This window comes from Streptomyces sp. NPDC086147, from assembly GCF_040702165.1.
GTDB lineage: Bacteria > Actinomycetota > Actinomycetes > Streptomycetales > Streptomycetaceae > Streptomyces.
Window position 1 is genome coordinate 475,918 of sequence record NZ_JBFBJO010000002.1, and the last position, 16,231, is coordinate 492,148.

The window sequence follows — 16,231 nt, forward strand, 5'->3', positions numbered from 1 at the left end:
CCCGACAAGGAGGTAGGGACGCATGGACGCGTACTCCGGGAGGCACCCCGGCTCCGGCACCCCGGACCAGTGGGACGAGGCGGTCCTGGACGCCATCTTCACCCAGTCGGACGTCGGCCTCCACGTCCTCGACACGGAGCTGCGCGTCGTCCGCGTCAACCCGGTCGCCGTCGGCATCCGCGGCATCCCGGCCGAGCGGATCGTCGGCCTGCCCGCCGCGGAGGCGTACGCGCCCCTCGGGGTGGACGTCGACGAGGAGATGCTGCGGGAGGTCCTCGCCACCGGCCGGCCGAGGCTCGACCACCTCGTCCGGGGGCGCCCGTTCACCGACCCGCGCAGCGAGTACGTCTTCTCCGTCTCCGCCCACCGCCTCCTCGACGCCGCCGGACGGGTCCTGGGCGTGGTCCTCACCAGCACGGACGTCACCGAACGCGAACGGGCGCAGGCCCGCCTCCGGCTGCTGCACGACGCCCACGAGTGGATCGGCTCCAGCCTGGACGTGGAGCGCACGGCCCGGGAACTGGTCGACGTCGCGGTGCCGCGGTTCGCCGACACGGTGGTGGTCGCCCTCACCGACGCCGTGCTGAGGGGCAGGGAGCCCGGCCTCCGCTCCCACGACCCGGCCCCCCTGCTGCGCTGCACCGCGACCGGCGGGACGGAGACCGGCCCCCGGATCCCGACGGCCGGCGCCCTCCTGCTCCCCGGGATCTTCGGGAAGGTGCTGCCGACGGAGCCCCGGCTGCTCCCGCCGGAACGGGACGAACAGGCCGGCGGCACACGGCTCGTGGCCCCGCTGCTCGTCCGGGGACAGGTCTTCGGGGCCGTCGTCTTCCAGCGCGCGGAAGGGGCCGAACCGTACGACGAGGACGACCTCGAACTGGCCGAGGGCATGGCCACCCGCACGGCGACCTGCCTGGAGAACGCCCTGCGGTTCACCCGCGAGCACATCGTCATGACGGCGCTCCAGAGCTGGCCGCTGCGCCAGGAGGAGGCCACCCAGAAGGCCGTCGACATCGCCCGGCGCAACCAGCCCGACGGCAGCGGCGTCGGCTCCTGGTACGACGTCATTCCCCTGTCGGGGGCCCGGGTGGCGCTCGTCGTCGGCCAGGTCGACCGGGCCGGGCTCAGCGCCGTCGCCACCATGAGCCGGCTGCGGACCGCCGTCTACAGCCTGACCACCCTCGACCTCGACCCGCACGAACTCCTCGCCCGCCTCCACGCCACGACCCTCCGGCTCGCCGGGGAGCAGGAGACCGGGCCCGGGGGAGACGGGGCGACGGCGAGCTGCACCGTCGCCGTCCACGATCCGATCGGCGGGCGGCTCGACATCGCGCGCGCCGGCACCTCGCTGTTCGCCGTCGTCCGCCCCGACGGATCGGTCGAGACCCGGCCGGTCGACGACGGCCCGCTGCTCGGCGGGGAGGGACCGCCCTTCGCCTGCGCCTCCCTGGTCCTCCCCGAGGGCAGCACCCTGTGCATGGCGCCCGGCGAGGGCGGCACGCGGACGGAGGACCTGGTGAACGCCCTCGCGCACCCGGGGCGCTCCCCGGAGGCGATGGCGGACGACGTCGCCCGGCTCCTCGCCTCCGACCGCGTCCTGCTCGTCGCCCGCACCCGGCACCTGTCGCCGGACGAACTGGCCGAGTGGACCGTCCCCTTCGACTTCTCCGCCGTCGGCATCGCGCGCGGGCACGTCGAGGAGCGGCTCCGGAGCTGGGACCACCCCGTCGACCCGTTCACGGCGACGCTCGTCGTCAGCGAACTCGTCACCAACGCCATCCGCTACGGCGCCGCCCCGGTCACCCTCCGCCTCATCACCGACTCCACCACGCTGATCTGCGAGATCACCGACGCCGGCCAGGCCGCCCCGCACCTGCGCCACGCCAAGGCCGTCGACGAGGGCGGCCGGGGCCTCCTCATCTGCGCCACCCTCGCGGAGAACTGGGGCATGCGCTACACCACCGAGGGCAAGACGGTGTGGGCCGAGATCGAAGCGGCCGGCTGAGGGACGGACGGGGAATGTCTCGTACCGGCCCGGCGCGGGCAGACAGGGAGTGAAGCACACCGTTCCACGAGGGGGAAGCGCATGGGGACGTGGTGGGGGAACCTGCTCGGGGCCGCGCTGTCACTGGCCCTGCTCATGACCGTACGGACCACGGCTGTGGCCCTGTGGCGCGCCCACCGCGCCATGACGGCCGGGATCCGGCCGCCACGGCCGCCGGAGCAGCGCCTGGACCTGTACGAACTCGCCTATCTGCACGGTCGCGCCGAACGCGTCGTCCAGGTCGCCCTGTTGCGGATGCACGCGGGCCGGCGCCTCGAAGTGCGTCGGGTCTCGAAGCGGAGCATCGTACTCCGGCCCCTGGGCCGGGGGCCCCGGGACGAGACGGAGAGGACGGCGCTCGACCTCGCGGCCCGGGCGGCCGACGAGGAGGGGAACGTGCCCTGGCCGCTGCGGGCCCGGGACGACGAGCCCGCGATACGGGCCCTGCGCGACCGGCTCGTCCTCGACGGCCTTCAGGGCGACGACGGGCACCCCGCCGGCGTGCTCCGCCGGTCGCCGGCCGCCCGGCGCAGGCTGGAGGCCCGCAACCGCCACGACACCGTCGTGCGCTGGCTGCCCGCGGCCGCCGCGGCGGGCCTCGCCCTGGCGGTGGCCACCGACTCCTACCTCCCGCTTCTTGGTTACCCGCCGCTGCTGTGGTGGGCCCACCGGGTGAAGGGCCGGGCCGAGAGCGCCTTCGTCGGCGCTCACGGCGTCACGGCCGCCGGGCGGGCGGCCATGAAGGCGGCGGAGAGCCCCGAGTGGATCCGCCCGGGAGAGCCCGCCCGGCTGCGGCACCTCGCGATCGACGGCCCGAAGATCCTCTCGGCCCGACACCCGCTGCACGAGCCGGAGGAGCCCCATCGCACCGACCCGCCCCCACCCGATCCCGAGCCGCGCCCGGAACCGGTGGTGGTCTACGAGGGACCGGGGCTGGGAGGGCTGTGACCGGGCGGTCCTCCCCGGGCCCGTCCGGGAAGTCCGGTACGGTACAGGTCAGTTGCCACCCGACGGCAGGTTCTCCTTGATCTTGGCGATGGCGAAGCCCCAGCCCTGGGCCACGGTCGGCTTGCCGGGGACGGCGACCTCCTCCGGGTTGGTCAGGACGTCGAGGAGCACCGGGCCCGGGGTCTCGAAGGCCCGGCGCACGGCCCCGTCCAGGTCCGCCGGGTCGGTGACGCGGATGCCGGTCAGGCCGAGGGCCTCGGCGACGGCGGCGAAGTCGGGGTTGTCGAGGACGGTGCCGAACTCGGGGAGGCCGGCCTGTTCCTGTTCGAGCTTGACCATGCCGAGCCGGCGGTTGTCGAAGACGACCAGCTTGACCGGGAGCCGTTCGGACCGGAGCGTCATGAGGTCGCCCAGGAGCATGCTCAGACCGCCGTCGCCGCAGAACGCCACCACCTGGCGGTCGCGGTCCCAGAGCTGGGCGCCGAGCGCCTGCGGCATGGCGTTGGCCATGGAGCCCAGGTTGTAGGAGCCGAGCAGCCGGCGGGTGCCCCGCATGCGCACGAAGCGCGAGAGCCAGACGGTGGCCATGCCGGTGTCGGAGGTGAAGACCGCGTCCTCGGCCGCGTGCCGGTCCACGGCCGCGGCGAGCGCCTCGGGCCGTATCTCGTGGCCCCGGTTGTCGAACATCGCCCGCACCCGTCCCACCAGCCGCTTGTCGTGGTCCGGGTGGGCGAGGCCGGCCTGCTCCTCCTCCCACTTCAGGAACCGCTCGCGGGCGTCGTCGAGGTGGGCGCGGTCCCCGACCGGCGCGAGCAGCGGCAGCAGGCCCCGCAGCGTGGCCCCGACGTCCCCGGCGAGCCCGACGTCCACCGGGACGCGGCGGCCCAGACGCTCCTCCCGCAGGTCGATCTGCACCACCCGGCAGTCCTCCGGATACCAGTCGCGGTACGGGAAGTCGGTGCCGAGCATGAGCAGGGTGTCGCAGGAGTCCAGGGCGTGGGCGGCGGCCGGGTTGCCGATCAGACCCGTCTGCCCCACCTCGTAGGGGTTGTCCGCCTCGAAGCCCTCCTTGGCCTTGAGGGTGAGCACCATCGGGGCCGAGAGGTGCTCGGCGAGGCGCAGCACCTCCTCCCGCGCGCCCTGCGCGCCGCGCCCCACCAGGAGGGTGACCCGGGAGCCCCCGCCGATCAGCTCGGCGGCCTCGGCCAGGGCCGGGTCGTCGGGGCGGGTCACGGCCGGCCGGGGGAGGGCGAACCGCACCGGACGGTCGTCCTCGACCTCCCGGTCCCCGAGGTCCCCCGGCACCGTGAGGACCGCCACGCCGCCGCGGGTCACGGCGGCCCGGACCGCCGACTCCAGGAGCCTCGGCATCTGCTCGGGCGAGGTGACGGTGGCCCGGTAGACGGCCACGTCCCGGAACAGCAGGTCGTTGTCCACCTCCTGGAAGTAGTCGCCGCCGACCTCGGACAGCGGGACCTGGCCGCAGATCGCGAGGACCGGGGCGCCGCTCTTGGCCGCGTCGTACAGCCCGTTGAGGAGGTGGACCGAGCCCGGCCCCACCGTCCCCATGCAGACGCCGAGGCGGCCCGACAGCTGGGCCCGCGCCCCGGCGGCGAAGGCGGCGGCCTCCTCGTGCCGGCAGCCGACCCAGTCGACGCCGTCCGTCGTGCGGATGGCGTCGGTGAGGGGGTTGAGGGCGTCACCGACCACGCCGAAGACGTGGCCGACGCCGAGGTCGGCGAGGGCGTCGACGATCACCTTGGCGACGGTACGAGTCATGGGATGTCCTTTCACGGATGTACGGATGTACGGATGTACGGATGTGCGGGGACCGACGGTGTGCCGGGGCTCCGGTGCACGGGGTTCCCGTCCCGCCTGCCCGCGCGGGCGGAGCCGATGCGGGGGAACGTCCGGGAAGGGACCGTTCGCACCGGTCCGCGGCGAACGGGCGTGGAGTCGCGTCCGGCGGGCAGGCGGATTCCGAGCACCCGTCCGGAGCCCGAGGAGGCGGCCGTGGAGATCTCAGGCGTCGCCGCACCGACCCGGGGGGAGGGCCTGCACACCCCGGCCCGCGAGGAGAAGAGCACCAGCGGGAGCAGCGCCGGCGGGCCGCGCCGCCGCGCTTCCGCACCACCGGGAGGAGAAGGAATGAGTACGTACGTCTACGGCATCGCCCCCGCCGGCCGGGAACTCCCCGACGCCATCGAGGGCATCGGCAACCCCCCGAGGCCGGTGCGCACCGTGCGCGGCGGCGACCTGGTGGCCCTGTGCAGCGACGCCACGACCGAGGTGAAGGCGGACCGCCGCGACCTCCTCGCACACCAGCACGTCGTGATCGAGGCCGCCAAGGACGGCCCGGTCCTGCCTCTGCGGTTCGGCAGGATCTCCCCCGACGACGCCACGGTCGCCGCGGTCCTGGAGGAGCACCACGACCTCTACGCGGAGCGTCTGGAGGCGCTCGCCGGCAAGGACGAGTTCAACCTCAAGGTGCACCACGACGCGGAGGCGGTGCTCCACGCGGTGCTCACCGACGACCCCGACCTGATGGCCCGGCACGTCGCCGGCCGCGCGTCGGGCGGCGCGAGCCACGAGGAGCGGAGCGTCTTCGACGAGCTGGTCGCGCGGGCCGTCGCCGAACGCGAGCGGGCCGACGCCGTCCTCGTCGAGCGGACCCTCTCCGCCCACGCGGCGGCCACGGTGCACGGACCGGGGGACACCGGCCACCTCGTCAACCTGTCGTTCCTGGTGGAACGCGAGCGGCGGGACGAGTTCCTGGAGGCCGTGCGCGCCCTCCACCAGGAGCACGAGCACCTGCGGGAGCAGGTGATGGGGCCGCTTCCCCCGTACAGCTTCGTCGAGGCGGGCTGATCCCGTGGGACCGCTCACCGACGAACCGCTGCTGTACGTGTACGCCGTCGTCCGGTCCGCCGACGTCGACGACGGGCAGCCCGCCGACCCGCCCCCCGACGTGACGCTCGGCGGCGGGCTCGCGACCGTCGAGCACCGGGGCCTCACCGCCGTCGTCGAGGAGGTCCCGGAGGCCGAGTTCGACGAGGCGCCCCTGCGCGCGCGGATGGAGGACCCGGACTGGCTCGCGAACGTGGTCAGGGCCCACCACGGCGTGCTCGCGGCGGCGGGCCGGCGGACCACCACCGTCCCCCTGCGGCTCGGGACCGTCCGCCGGGGCGAGCCGGGCGTGCGCCGCCTCCTCGAAGAAGAGGAGGAGAGTCTTTCGGAGGCCCTCGACCGGCCTGCCGAGGGCCGGCGGGAATTCCCGTGAGAAAGGGTTTGTTCCGGCCCGGTCCGGCTACACGAAGAACATGAGTGCATCGGAGAAGAGCAACGAAAACCACTACCGTCGGAACGGTTCGTCCTTTGCTTCCGACGGCACCCGAAACGGCGGCACGTTCCGCGCCCAGGCCGGGGCCGAGGCCCCGGCCGGGAAGACGGAGAAGGGCGCCGGGGAGACCGGAGAAGCGGCGGGCGGCGTGCTGACCGCGCTTCCCGCGCCCCTCGCGGAGAAGACCCTCGCGGCCGTCCACGCCGTCCGGGGCACCGGCGGCCTCGTGTGGACCGCCGTGCGCTCCCGCAAGGCGCTCACCAGTGGCACCGCCGCCGTCAGTGCGGCCGCGCTCACCGGCGCGTACGTCCTGGGGCGCAGGACGGGGACGCGCTCGCGCGGCCCGCTCACCCGGCTCACCGGCGGTCGCATCTGACACCCGCCGAGGGGCGGTTCCGGAGCGCCGGAGCCGTCCCTCCCGCGGGGCGGCACTCTTCCCCGAAGACGCTCCCTTTCATTCTTTGGCGATATTTTTTTATTTGTGTAGTATCCCGGACCCGTTCGACCGGCCGCCGGAAAGAAAGAACTGAATTCCCGTCCGTGCGGCGGGAATTTCCGGAGGATCGAGAATCGGGTGCGGGGTCACGTGAAAATTCGGAGGTTGAAGAAATGGTTCCCCTTCTGCTGGTTCTGCTGCTCGTGCTGATCCTCTTCGGTGCCGGTTTCGCGGTGCAGGCCCTCTGGTGGGTGGCCGTGATCGTGCTCGTCCTCTGGCTCCTCGGCTTCGTGGCCCGGCCGAAGGGCGGCTCGGGCCGCTGGTACCGCTGGTAACCGGCACCCCGCCGGCACCGACCGCGCCCGCCACCGACACCGGTGGCGGGCGCGGTCGTGCGCGCCCGGCCGGAAACGGACCGTCCCGGAAACGGACCTCCCCTGAAACGGACCGTCCCCGGAGGCGGACGAACGCCCCGGAGCCGGGCCGCCCCCGGAAACGACGGAACCCGGCACGCCCCGCGAAGGGGTCGTGCCGGGTCCGGCGTGTGGAATCAGGCCATCAGCACCGAGTCATCCTCGGGACGCGCACCGGGGAGCCGGTGGCGGGCGGCGATCAGCGCCGTGTCCACGTCGCGCGTGCCCGTGGAGACGCACAGCGTGTACGCGATGTCGTCCATGCGCTGTCGCACCTCGGGGCTTCCGTTCTCCGCGTGCAGCAGCCTCAGCGTCTCGTACTGCTCGATCAGGTTGCTCAACACCGCGGGATGGGCCATCAACACAGTGGGTCTCCCCTCGCCGTCAGGGCGCCGACCGCCCGGTTCGATGCGCCGCTTACCCGGGCCCCCGCGTTGTATGCGGACGGAGGGGTGGAGTCCGGTGGCGAGGACTCGACACCTCCGGTGCGGCCCCGGCCCCTTCGCACCGGCTCCCGTACCGGCTCGTTCCGGCCGCTTGCCTCCCCACCGCCCTCCTCGTGACGATCACGGGGGAGTAGGGTCGTCGTTTATTGTCGTATGACAACGGTCGAGGTCGGAGTCGTACCGGGAGAGCGGTGGCCCGACCTGCGGCCGTGGTTGTGTTCAGGACCGCTGTGGTGCCTGGCGAGCGAACGAGGATGAGGCATGTCTGAGACGACGATCGAGGGCTCCTCGGCCGCACGGCGGCCGGGACCGGCCGCCGTGGGAGAGGCGGAGCTACGCCAGCTCCTGGCCGGCCTCACCGCCGTGCGCGACGGGGACTTCGGCACCCGGCTGCCCGACGAGGCGGGCGGTCTCATGGGCGAGATCTCCAGCGTCTTCAACGGCATGGTCGACCAGCTCTCCCTCTTCACCTCCGAGGTGACGCGCGTCGCCCGCGAGGTCGGCACGGAGGGCACCCTGGGCGGACAGGCCGAGGTCCCCGGCGTCTCCGGCACCTGGGCCGACCTCACCGACTCGGTCAACGCGATGGCGGGCAACCTCACCACCCAGGTCCGTGACATCGCTCACGTCGCCACCGCCGTCGCCAAGGGCGACCTCTCCCAGAAGATCGACGTCGACGCCCGCGGCGAGATCCTGGAGCTGAAGAACACCATCAACACGATGGTCGACCAGCTCTCCTCCTTCGCCGACGAGGTCACCCGCATGGCCCGCGACGTCGGCACCGAGGGCATCCTCGGCGGCCAGGCGGACGTCAAGGGCGTCTCCGGCACCTGGCGCGACCTCACCGACTCCGTCAACTCCATGGCGGGCAACCTCACCGCCCAGGTGCGCTCCATCGCCCACGTCGCCACCGCCGTCGCCAACGGCGACCTCTCCAAGAAGGTGGACGTCGACGCCCAGGGCGAGATCCGGGAGCTGAAGAACACCATCAACACGATGGTCGACCAGCTCTCCGCGTTCGCCGACGAGGTCACCCGCGTCGCCCGCGAGGTCGGCACCGAGGGCAACCTCGGCGGCCAGGCCACCGTGCGGGGCGCCTCGGGCACCTGGAAGGACCTCACGGACAACGTCAACGTGATGGCGTCCAACCTCACCGGCCAGGTCCGCTCCATCGCCCAGGTCGCCACCGCCGTGGCCCGCGGTGACCTCTCCCGCCGGATCACCGTGGAGGCGAAGGGCGAGGTCGCCGCGCTCGCCGACACCATCAACACGATGGTCGACACCCTGTCGGCGTTCGCCGACGAGGTGACCCGCGTCGCCCGCGAGGTCGGCACCGAGGGCCGCCTCGGCGGCCAGGCCCGGGTGCCGAACGTGGCCGGCACCTGGAAGGACCTCACCGACAACGTCAACTCGATGGCGAACAACCTCACCGGCCAGGTCCGCAACATCGCCCAGGTCACCACCGCCGTCGCCAACGGCGACCTCTCGAAGAAGATCGACGTCGACGCCCAGGGCGAGATCCTGGAGCTGAAGACCACCATCAACACGATGGTCGACCAGCTCTCCTCCTTCGCCGCCGAGGTCACCCGCGTCGCCCGCGAGGTCGGCAGCGAGGGCCGCCTCGGCGGCCAGGCCGAGGTCGAGGGCGTCTCCGGCACCTGGAAGCGCCTGACGGAGAACGTCAACGAGCTGGCCGGGAACCTCACCCGCCAGGTGCGCGCCATCGCCGAGGTCGCGAGCGCGGTCGCCGAGGGCGACCTGACCCGCTCCATCACCGTCGACGCCTCCGGCGAGGTGGCCGAGCTCAAGGACAACATCAACGCGATGGTCGGCTCGCTGCGCGAGACCACCCGGGCCAACCAGGAGCAGGACTGGCTCAAGTCCAGCCTCGCCCGCATCTCCGAGCTGATGCAGGGCCACCGCGACCTCGCCGTCGTCGCCGAACTCGTCATGGACGAGCTGACCCCGCTGGTGGCCGCCCAGTACGGCGCGTTCTACCTCGCCGAGGACGGCGCGGAGGGCGTCGAGCTCAAGCTCGTCGGCTCCTACGGGCGCCCCGCGGACAGCCGCGACCGCTTCCGCCTCGGCGAGTCCCTCGTCGGCCAGGCCGCCCGCAGCCGCCGCACCATCGCCGCCGACAACGTGCCCGGCGACTACGTGTACATCTCCTCCGGCCTCGGCCGCACCGCCGGAGGCAGCCTGATCGTGCTGCCGATCGTCGTCGAGGACCAGGTCCTGGGCGTCATCGAACTGGTCTCCTTCACCCCCTTCACCTCCGTGCGCCGGGACTTCCTGGAGCAGCTCATGGAGACGGTGGGCGTTAACCTCAGCACGATCGTCGCCAACGTCCGCACCGACGAGCTCCTGGGGGAGTCCCAGCGCCTCGCCGACGAGCTGCGGGCGCGCTCCGAGGAGCTCCAGGTCCAGCAGGAGGAGCTCCAGCGCTCCAACGCCGAGCTGGAGGAGAAGGCGGCCCTGCTCGTCTCGCAGAACCGCGACATCGAGGCCAAGAACCTGCAGATCGAGCAGGCCCGGCAGGAGCTGGAGGACCGCGCCCAGCAGCTCTCCCTCGCCTCCAAGTACAAGTCCGAGTTCCTGGCCAACATGAGCCACGAGCTGCGCACCCCGCTCAACAGCCTGCTGATCCTGGCCCAGCTCCTCGCCCAGAACCCGACCCGCAACCTCACGGCCAAGCAGGTCGAGTACGCCGGCATCATCCACTCCGCCGGTTCCGACCTGCTCCAGCTGATCAACGACATCCTCGACCTGTCCAAGGTGGAGGCCGGGAAGATGGACCTCAACCCGGAACGGGTGGCGCTGCGCCGCCTCCTCGACTACGTCGAGGCCACGTTCCGGCCGCTCACCACGCAGAAGAGCCTCACCTTCACCGTCTCCACCGCCGCCGGCGTCCCCGTGGACCTCGTCACCGACGACTCCCGGCTGCGGCAGGTGCTGCGCAACCTGCTCTCCAACGCCGTCAAGTTCACCGAACGCGGCAGCGTCGAGCTGCGGATCGAGCCCGCCTCGGACGCCGAGCTGCCCCCCACGGTCCACCGCGGCGGCCCCGTCGTCGCCTTCCGGGTCAAGGACACCGGCATCGGCATCGCCGCCCAGCACCTGGACGCCATCTTCGGCGCCTTCCAGCAGGCGGACGGCACCACCAACCGCAAGTACGGCGGCACCGGACTCGGCCTGTCCATCAGCCGGGAGATCGCCCACCTGCTCGGCGGCGCCCTCACGGTCGCCAGCGAGCCCGGTGAGGGAAGCACCTTCACCCTCTACCTGCCCGTCGCCCGGGCCGACTTCAAGGAGCAGTCCACCCAAGCCCCGGTCCTCCGGCCCGAGGAGGACGAACAGATCGCGCAGCTCCCCGCCGACGCCTCGGCCCTCCGCCCCGCCCTGCCCGCCGCACCGACGGCCCGGCAGATCCGGCGCCTCCTCGTGATCGAGGAGCGCCCGCGCGGCCTGCTCTCGCTCGTCGCGGAGAACGCCGTCGTGGAGCTGGCCGCGGCCCGCGACCGCGCGGACCGGGAGGACATCGAGCTGATCACGGCCGTGGGCCCGCAGGAGGCCGCGACCGCCCTCGCCACCCAGCCGTTCCACTGCGTCGTGCTGGAGGTCGACATGGCCCACGGCGAGGCCCTGCACTTCCTGGACGCCATGGACGGCGACGAGGCGCTGCGCACCGTCCCCGTCCTCGCCCACAACAACCGCAGGCTCACCGCCGAGCACGAGCGGGCCCTCCAGAGCCGGGCCCGCCGGCGCCCGCTGGAGCTGCTGTCCAGCCTCGACGAACTGCGCGAGCGGATCGCCCTGCACCTGTCCGCGGACCAGCCGGGCGACGTCGTGCCCCTGGTGCGCGGCGAGCACCGACCCCCGGCGCCGCAGACCATCGACACCGCCCTGCACGGCCGCACGGTCCTCGTGGTCGACGACGACGCCCGCAACCTCTACGCCCTGAGCGGCATCCTGGAGCTGCACGGCATCAAGGTCCTGCACGCCGAGAACGGCCGCAAGGGCATCGAGGCGCTCGCCGCGCACCCCGACATCGACCTGGTCCTGATGGACGTCATGATGCCGGAGATGGACGGCTACACCGCCACCTCGAAGATCAGGCAGATGCCCGCCCACACCGGGCTGCCCGTCATCGCGGTCACCGCCAAGGCCATGCCGGGGGACCGCGAGAAGAGCCTCGCCTCGGGCGCCAGCGACTACGTGACCAAGCCGGTCGACGCCGACGACCTCATCGCCTGCATCCGCCGGTGGCTGCACGACGGCTAGACCACGGGCCCGCCACGGCCCCTTCCGCCCCCCGCTCTTCCCTCCGTCCGCCCGCGGCCCCGGCCGCCGTCCCCCGAGGAGTCCGCGTCATGAGTGCTCCCCACCGCCGCGGCGGACACCCCGCCGTCGGTCCCCACGGGGACGGCGCTCCGACACCGGCCGAGTCCGCCGCGCCCGCCCCCTCCCGGGAAGAGGAGGAGGCGCGGTCGCCGGACGACCGCTCGACCGTGGGCCGGCTCGCCGAGACGGTGGAGCGGCTGCGCGAGGAGGTGCGCGCCGCGCACGCCGCGGCCGAGGGGCGCGCCCTGATCGAACTCGCCAAGGGCGTCATCGTCGAGCGGCTCGGCTGCGGCCCGGCCCAGGCCGCGAAGCAGCTCGCCGAACTGGCCGGCCAGGCCGGGCTCTCCCAGCTGGAACTGGCCGCGGACATCATCAACCAGGCCGCCCACGACCAGGTCGCCGAGGTCGCCGACGACTTCGTCAGGACCGTACGGGAGCCGGACGGGCCCGGGACGGACGCCGGGGCCGACGGAACCGACATCGGGGCCGACGGGTCGGTCGCCGTGCGCCTGCGCACGGCCGAGAGCGCCGCGCTCAACGCCGGGGACAGCCAGGCCGTCGCCGAGTCCCTCCTCGCACACGCCCTCGCGCCCCTGGGCGCCTGCGCCGTCGCCATCTGGACCACCGGCCCCGACGCCTCCCTGACCCTCTGCGGCCACGCGGGCTTCGGCGCCGACGAGCCCGCCCGCTGGCGCTACGTGCCGCCCGGCGTGGCCACCGTGGCCCGGGAGGCCCTCACCGCCCGCCGGACCGTGCGGTTCCGCTCGCTCGCGGCCGTCGGCATCCCCTCGATCGGCCACACCCGCCACCCCGACGGCGGCCGGGTGGCGGTGCCCGCCGGGACCGGCGGACGGATCCACGGCGTCCTGGAGATCTGCTGGCCCCGGCCGCTGGAACCCCAGCCGCAGGCGGTGGAGCGCCAGATCGAGGCCCTCGCCGAACTGTGCGCCCACACCCTGGAGACCCTCCCCCTCCAGCCGGTGCCGACCCGGGCGCTCTCGCCCGCGGCCGCCGGGGCGTCGGAGCTCGTGGAACTCGCCGACGGCCTCTACGACCCGGCCCTGGTCCTGACCCCGCACCTGGACGACGAGGGGCGCCTGCGGGACTTCCGCATCCGCCACGCCAACGAGCACTTCCAGGACCCGGCGGGCCGCTCGCGCGGCGCCGTCGACGGGGCCCTGCTCCTGGAGGCGTACCCCACCACGGCCGGCCAGAACGAGCTCTTCGAGCGGATCGAGCGCGTCTACGCCACCGGGGAGCCCTTCCGCGCCCGGCGGACCCGCCTCACCGCCCTCGTGGACCAGGTGCCGCTCGCGTCCGCCGCCGACCTCAGCATCAGCCGGCACGGCGACAGCGTGCTCCTCATCTGGCGCATCGAGGACGAGACCGCCCGGCTCGCCAGCCTGCTCCAGCACGCCCAGCGCCTCGGCCGCATCGGCGGCTTCGAGGAGGACGTCCTGACCGGGGAGATCACCTGGAACGGACAGCTCTTCGACCTCTTCGGGCGGGACATGACCGAGGGGCCGGTCTCGCTGCGCGACCTCACCGCCCACGCCCACCCCGACGACGCGGTCGCCATCGGCCGCTTCCTCCATGCCGTGCTGAACCAGCGGCGGGCGAGCTCGACGGCCTTCCGCATGCTCCGCGGGGACGGGGTGACCCGCCACATCCGGGTGATCGCCGAACCTTCCCTCGACATCGACGAACGGCTCCTCGCCGTGCGGGGCGCCTACCAGGACATCTCCGCGCAGCACTGGACGGAGGTCGCCCTGGCGGCCACCCGCGACCAACTCGCCTTGACCGAGCAGGAGTCGGCGGAGCGCAACCGGCTGGCCCTCCAGCTCCAGCACGCCATCATGCCGCCCACCAAGGCCCCGCTCGACGCCCCGGGCCTCGACGTCGCCGTGCGCTACCGGCCCGCCGAGACCGAGTCCCTGGTCGGCGGCGACTGGTACGACGCCGTCGTCCTGCCGTCCAAGAAGATCCTGCTGTGCGTCGGCGACATCGCCGGCCACGGCATAGAGGCCGCCACCGGCATGGTCGTGCTGCGCAACGCCCTGCGCGGCCTCGCCGTGACCGGCGCGGGCCCCGGACAGCTCCTGTCCTGGCTGAACAACGTGGCCCACCACCTCACCGCCCAGGTCACGGCCACCGCCGTCTGCGGCGTCTTCGACCCCGTGACCCGCACCCTGCGCTGGGCCAGGGCTGGACACCTCCCGCCCGTGCTCGTCCGGGGCGACCGGGCCACCACGCTGCCGCTCCTCCAGGGGCTGCTGCTCGGAGCCCTCGCCGAGGCCGAGTACGAGGAGGCGGAGATCCAGCTGGAGGCCGACGACACCGTCCTGATGTACACCGACGGCCTCGTCGAGCGGCGGGACACCTCCGTGCACGACTCCCTGGACCAGCTGCTCGCCACGGCCGGCAGGCCGGCCGACGGACTGGAACGGCGTCTCGACCTGCTGCTCACGCACAGCAAGTCCGACACCGACGACGACACGTGTCTGATCGGCGTGCGCGTCACCTGACCGCACGCCCCACCGACCATCACCCCACCCGTGGAAAGCAGGAAGAGCATGCCCGAACGCGAAGTGAACCTGGACGTCGAAGTGGAGATCCGTGACGCCGACACGGCGGTCCTGTCCGTGGGCGGCGAACTCGACATCGAGACGGCCACCATGCTCCACCACCACCTGGCCAACCAGTTCCTGCACGGCCGCCGCCACCTCGTCCTGGACCTCTCCGCCCTGGACTTCATGGACTCCTCCGGTCTGAACGTGCTGATCAGAGCCGGGCGGGACGCACGGGAGTCCGGGGGAGACCTCCATCTCGCCGCGCCGACCCCGGCCGTGCGCCGCATCCTGGAGATCACGGGCCTGACGATGACGACGCCCCTGCACGCCGACGTGGCGGGCGCGCTCGTCGCGGCCGGGCACGAGGGCTAGCGGACCGCGCCGCGGACGGGGACGAGAACGAGAAGGAGAAGCCGGAACACGTGGACGAGATCACCGGTGTCGAGCGGGCACTGCGCCGGGCCGCTCCGCACCTGCTGGTGGGCGTCGTGGCGGACGCCCTGCGGAAGCAGTGCGGAGCGCTGCGGGTGGAGCTCCGCCTCGCCGACTACGCGCTGCGGTCGCTCCAGCTCGTCGAGCGCGTTCCCCAGGCGATCCCGCCGGTCCTCATCCACGGCAGCCCGCAGGGGCGCGCCTTCGGCGCCCAGGAGCCGTACGTCACCCGTGACACCGAGGCCGTCTCCGTACACCTGCCGGTCACCGTCCGGGGGGACCGGATGGGCGTCCTCACCGTCGCCCTGCCGCCGGGCGGCGACCTCGTGTCCCTGCTGCCCGAGCTGCTGCACGTCTGCGACGCGCTCGGTCACGAGATCCTGGTGGCCGAGCGCGACACGGACCTGTACGACCTCGCGCGGCGGGCCACCCGGCTGACGCTGGCGGCCGAGATGCAGTGGCAGCTCCTGCCGGGCCGCTCCTGCGTCCGCCCCGAGTTCGCCCTCGGCGCGCACCTGGAGCCCGCCTACGCGATCTTCGGGGACAACTATGACTGGTCGGCCTCGGCCGACCACCTGACCCTCACGGTCACCAACGGGATGGGGGAGGGCATCGAGGCCGCCCTCCTGTCGACCCTCGCCATCAACGCGCTCCGCAACGCCCGCCGCGCCGGCCTCGGTCTCGCCGACCAGGCGGCCCTGGCGGACCAGGCCGTGTACGCGCAGTACCGCGGCGGGGCCTTCGTCTCGGTGCTGCTGCTGCGCTTCGACCTCGCCACGGGCGGGGTGGAGGCCGTGGACGCCGGCTCGCCGCGCCTGTGGCGGCTGCGGGACCGCTCCGTCGAGCCCGTCTCGTTCGAGGCCCAGCTGCCCCTGGGCATGTTCGAGGACACCGTCTACGTGCCGCAGCGCCTCGAGGTGCGCCCGGGCGACCGGCTGCTCTTCGGCAGCGACGGCGTGTACGACGCGGCCTCCCCCGACGGGGAGACCTACGGGGACCGGGCGCTGGCCCGCGCGCTCACCGCCACGAAACTGCTGCCGTCCTCGCAGGTCCCGGGCGCGGTGCTGCGCGAACTCGCCGCGTACCACGGCGACGCCCCGCTGGAGGACGACGCGCTCGTCGTCTGCCTCGACTGGTACGGACGGCAGGAGGACGGATCCGATCCCGGCCCCGGTCTCCTCGGCCCCGGCCTGTCGGGAGGCGGCCTTCCGGTGGGCTCCGACGCCTGACGCGTCCTCGCGCGTCCACCCGTACGCCCGGT

12 protein-coding genes are annotated in these 16,231 nt (G+C 73.4%); 10 read left to right on the forward strand and 2 right to left on the reverse strand.

Annotated features, from left to right (window positions below):
* The first annotated feature begins 22 nt into the window (after window positions 1–22).
* Together AB0398_RS06925 and AB0398_RS06930 are read left to right on the forward strand one after the other, a co-directional pair.
* Window positions 23–2,005: a SpoIIE family protein phosphatase gene (locus AB0398_RS06925; protein WP_366372801.1), complete on the forward strand. Its 1,983-nt coding sequence runs from the start codon at window positions 23–25 to the stop codon at window positions 2,003–2,005.
* An 81-nt stretch (window positions 2,006–2,086) separates the two neighbouring features.
* Window positions 2,087–2,992: a TIGR04222 domain-containing membrane protein gene (locus AB0398_RS06930; protein ID WP_366372802.1), complete on the forward strand. Its 906-nt coding sequence runs from the start codon at window positions 2,087–2,089 to the stop codon at window positions 2,990–2,992.
* Window positions 2,993–3,040: 48 nt separating this feature from the next.
* Here AB0398_RS06930 and AB0398_RS06935 read toward each other — a convergent pair whose 3' ends face one another.
* A complete protein-coding gene (locus AB0398_RS06935; protein WP_366372803.1) occupies window positions 3,041–4,771 on the reverse strand; it encodes a thiamine pyrophosphate-dependent enzyme in 1,731 nt (576 codons plus the stop codon).
* 369 nt (window positions 4,772–5,140) lie between these two features.
* On the opposite strand from AB0398_RS06935, the gene AB0398_RS06940 reads away from it, so the two are divergent.
* From AB0398_RS06940 to AB0398_RS06955, 4 genes are all read left to right on the forward strand, one after another.
* Entirely contained in the window at window positions 5,141–5,860 is a 720-nt protein-coding gene (locus AB0398_RS06940; protein ID WP_366372804.1) for a GvpL/GvpF family gas vesicle protein, read from the forward strand.
* A gap of 4 nt (window positions 5,861–5,864) precedes the next feature.
* Window positions 5,865–6,272 (forward strand): GvpL/GvpF family gas vesicle protein, encoded by a 408-nt coding sequence (locus tag AB0398_RS06945; RefSeq protein WP_366372805.1) that lies wholly within the window; start codon window positions 5,865–5,867, stop codon window positions 6,270–6,272.
* Between the two features lie 40 nt (window positions 6,273–6,312).
* A complete protein-coding gene (locus AB0398_RS06950; protein ID WP_366372806.1) occupies window positions 6,313–6,708 on the forward strand; it encodes a hypothetical protein in 396 nt (131 codons plus the stop codon).
* A gap of 233 nt (window positions 6,709–6,941) precedes the next feature.
* On the forward strand, window positions 6,942–7,103 hold the full coding sequence (locus AB0398_RS06955; protein ID WP_366372807.1) for a hydrophobic protein: 162 nt from the start codon (window positions 6,942–6,944) through the stop codon (window positions 7,101–7,103).
* 215 nt (window positions 7,104–7,318) lie between these two features.
* On the opposite strand, the gene AB0398_RS06960 is transcribed toward AB0398_RS06955, so the two are convergent.
* Window positions 7,319–7,546 (reverse strand): DUF5133 domain-containing protein, encoded by a 228-nt coding sequence (locus AB0398_RS06960; RefSeq protein WP_366372808.1) that lies wholly within the window; start codon window positions 7,544–7,546, stop codon window positions 7,319–7,321.
* A 342-nt stretch (window positions 7,547–7,888) separates the two neighbouring features.
* Here AB0398_RS06960 and AB0398_RS06965 point away from each other — a divergent pair, with 342 nt between their 5' ends.
* The 4 genes from AB0398_RS06965 to AB0398_RS06980 all read left to right on the forward strand — a co-directional run bounded on the left by AB0398_RS06965 (window position 7,889) and on the right by AB0398_RS06980 (window position 16,199).
* The gene (locus tag AB0398_RS06965) at window positions 7,889–11,908 is read left to right on the forward strand and encodes a HAMP domain-containing protein (protein ID WP_366372809.1); all 4,020 of its coding nucleotides are present in this window, start codon (window positions 7,889–7,891) and stop codon (window positions 11,906–11,908) included.
* A gap of 89 nt (window positions 11,909–11,997) precedes the next feature.
* Window positions 11,998–14,493 carry a SpoIIE family protein phosphatase gene (locus AB0398_RS06970; RefSeq protein ID WP_366372810.1) on the forward strand — a complete coding sequence of 832 codons (2,496 nt, stop codon included), beginning with the start codon at window positions 11,998–12,000 and terminating at the stop codon, window positions 14,491–14,493.
* Between the two features lie 48 nt (window positions 14,494–14,541).
* Window positions 14,542–14,910 (forward strand): STAS domain-containing protein, encoded by a 369-nt coding sequence (locus tag AB0398_RS06975; protein WP_366372811.1) that lies wholly within the window; start codon window positions 14,542–14,544, stop codon window positions 14,908–14,910.
* Between the two features lie 50 nt (window positions 14,911–14,960).
* Window positions 14,961–16,199 carry a PP2C family protein-serine/threonine phosphatase gene (locus AB0398_RS06980; protein WP_366372812.1) on the forward strand — a complete coding sequence of 413 codons (1,239 nt, stop codon included), beginning with the start codon at window positions 14,961–14,963 and terminating at the stop codon, window positions 16,197–16,199.
* Window positions 16,200–16,231: the final 32 nt, after the last annotated feature.

What these genes read in the sequence shown, in the direction of transcription:
- AB0398_RS06955 (WP_366372807.1), top strand. Translation starts at nt 6,942, where the DNA reads ATGGTTCCCCTTCTGCTGGTTCTGCTGCTCGTGCTGATCCTCTTCGGT.
- AB0398_RS06925 (WP_366372801.1), top strand. Translation starts at nt 23, where the DNA reads ATGGACGCGTACTCCGGGAGGCACCCCGGCTCCGGCACCCCGGACCAG.
- AB0398_RS06935 (WP_366372803.1), bottom strand. Translation starts at nt 4,771, where the DNA reads ATGACTCGTACCGTCGCCAAGGTGATCGTCGACGCCCTCGCCGACCTC.
- AB0398_RS06965 (WP_366372809.1), top strand. Translation starts at nt 7,889, where the DNA reads ATGTCTGAGACGACGATCGAGGGCTCCTCGGCCGCACGGCGGCCGGGA.
- AB0398_RS06930 (WP_366372802.1), top strand. Translation starts at nt 2,087, where the DNA reads ATGGGGACGTGGTGGGGGAACCTGCTCGGGGCCGCGCTGTCACTGGCC.
- AB0398_RS06940 (WP_366372804.1), top strand. Translation starts at nt 5,141, where the DNA reads ATGAGTACGTACGTCTACGGCATCGCCCCCGCCGGCCGGGAACTCCCC.
- AB0398_RS06970 (WP_366372810.1), top strand. Translation starts at nt 11,998, where the DNA reads ATGAGTGCTCCCCACCGCCGCGGCGGACACCCCGCCGTCGGTCCCCAC.
- AB0398_RS06950 (WP_366372806.1), top strand. Translation starts at nt 6,313, where the DNA reads ATGAGTGCATCGGAGAAGAGCAACGAAAACCACTACCGTCGGAACGGT.
- AB0398_RS06975 (WP_366372811.1), top strand. Translation starts at nt 14,542, where the DNA reads ATGCCCGAACGCGAAGTGAACCTGGACGTCGAAGTGGAGATCCGTGAC.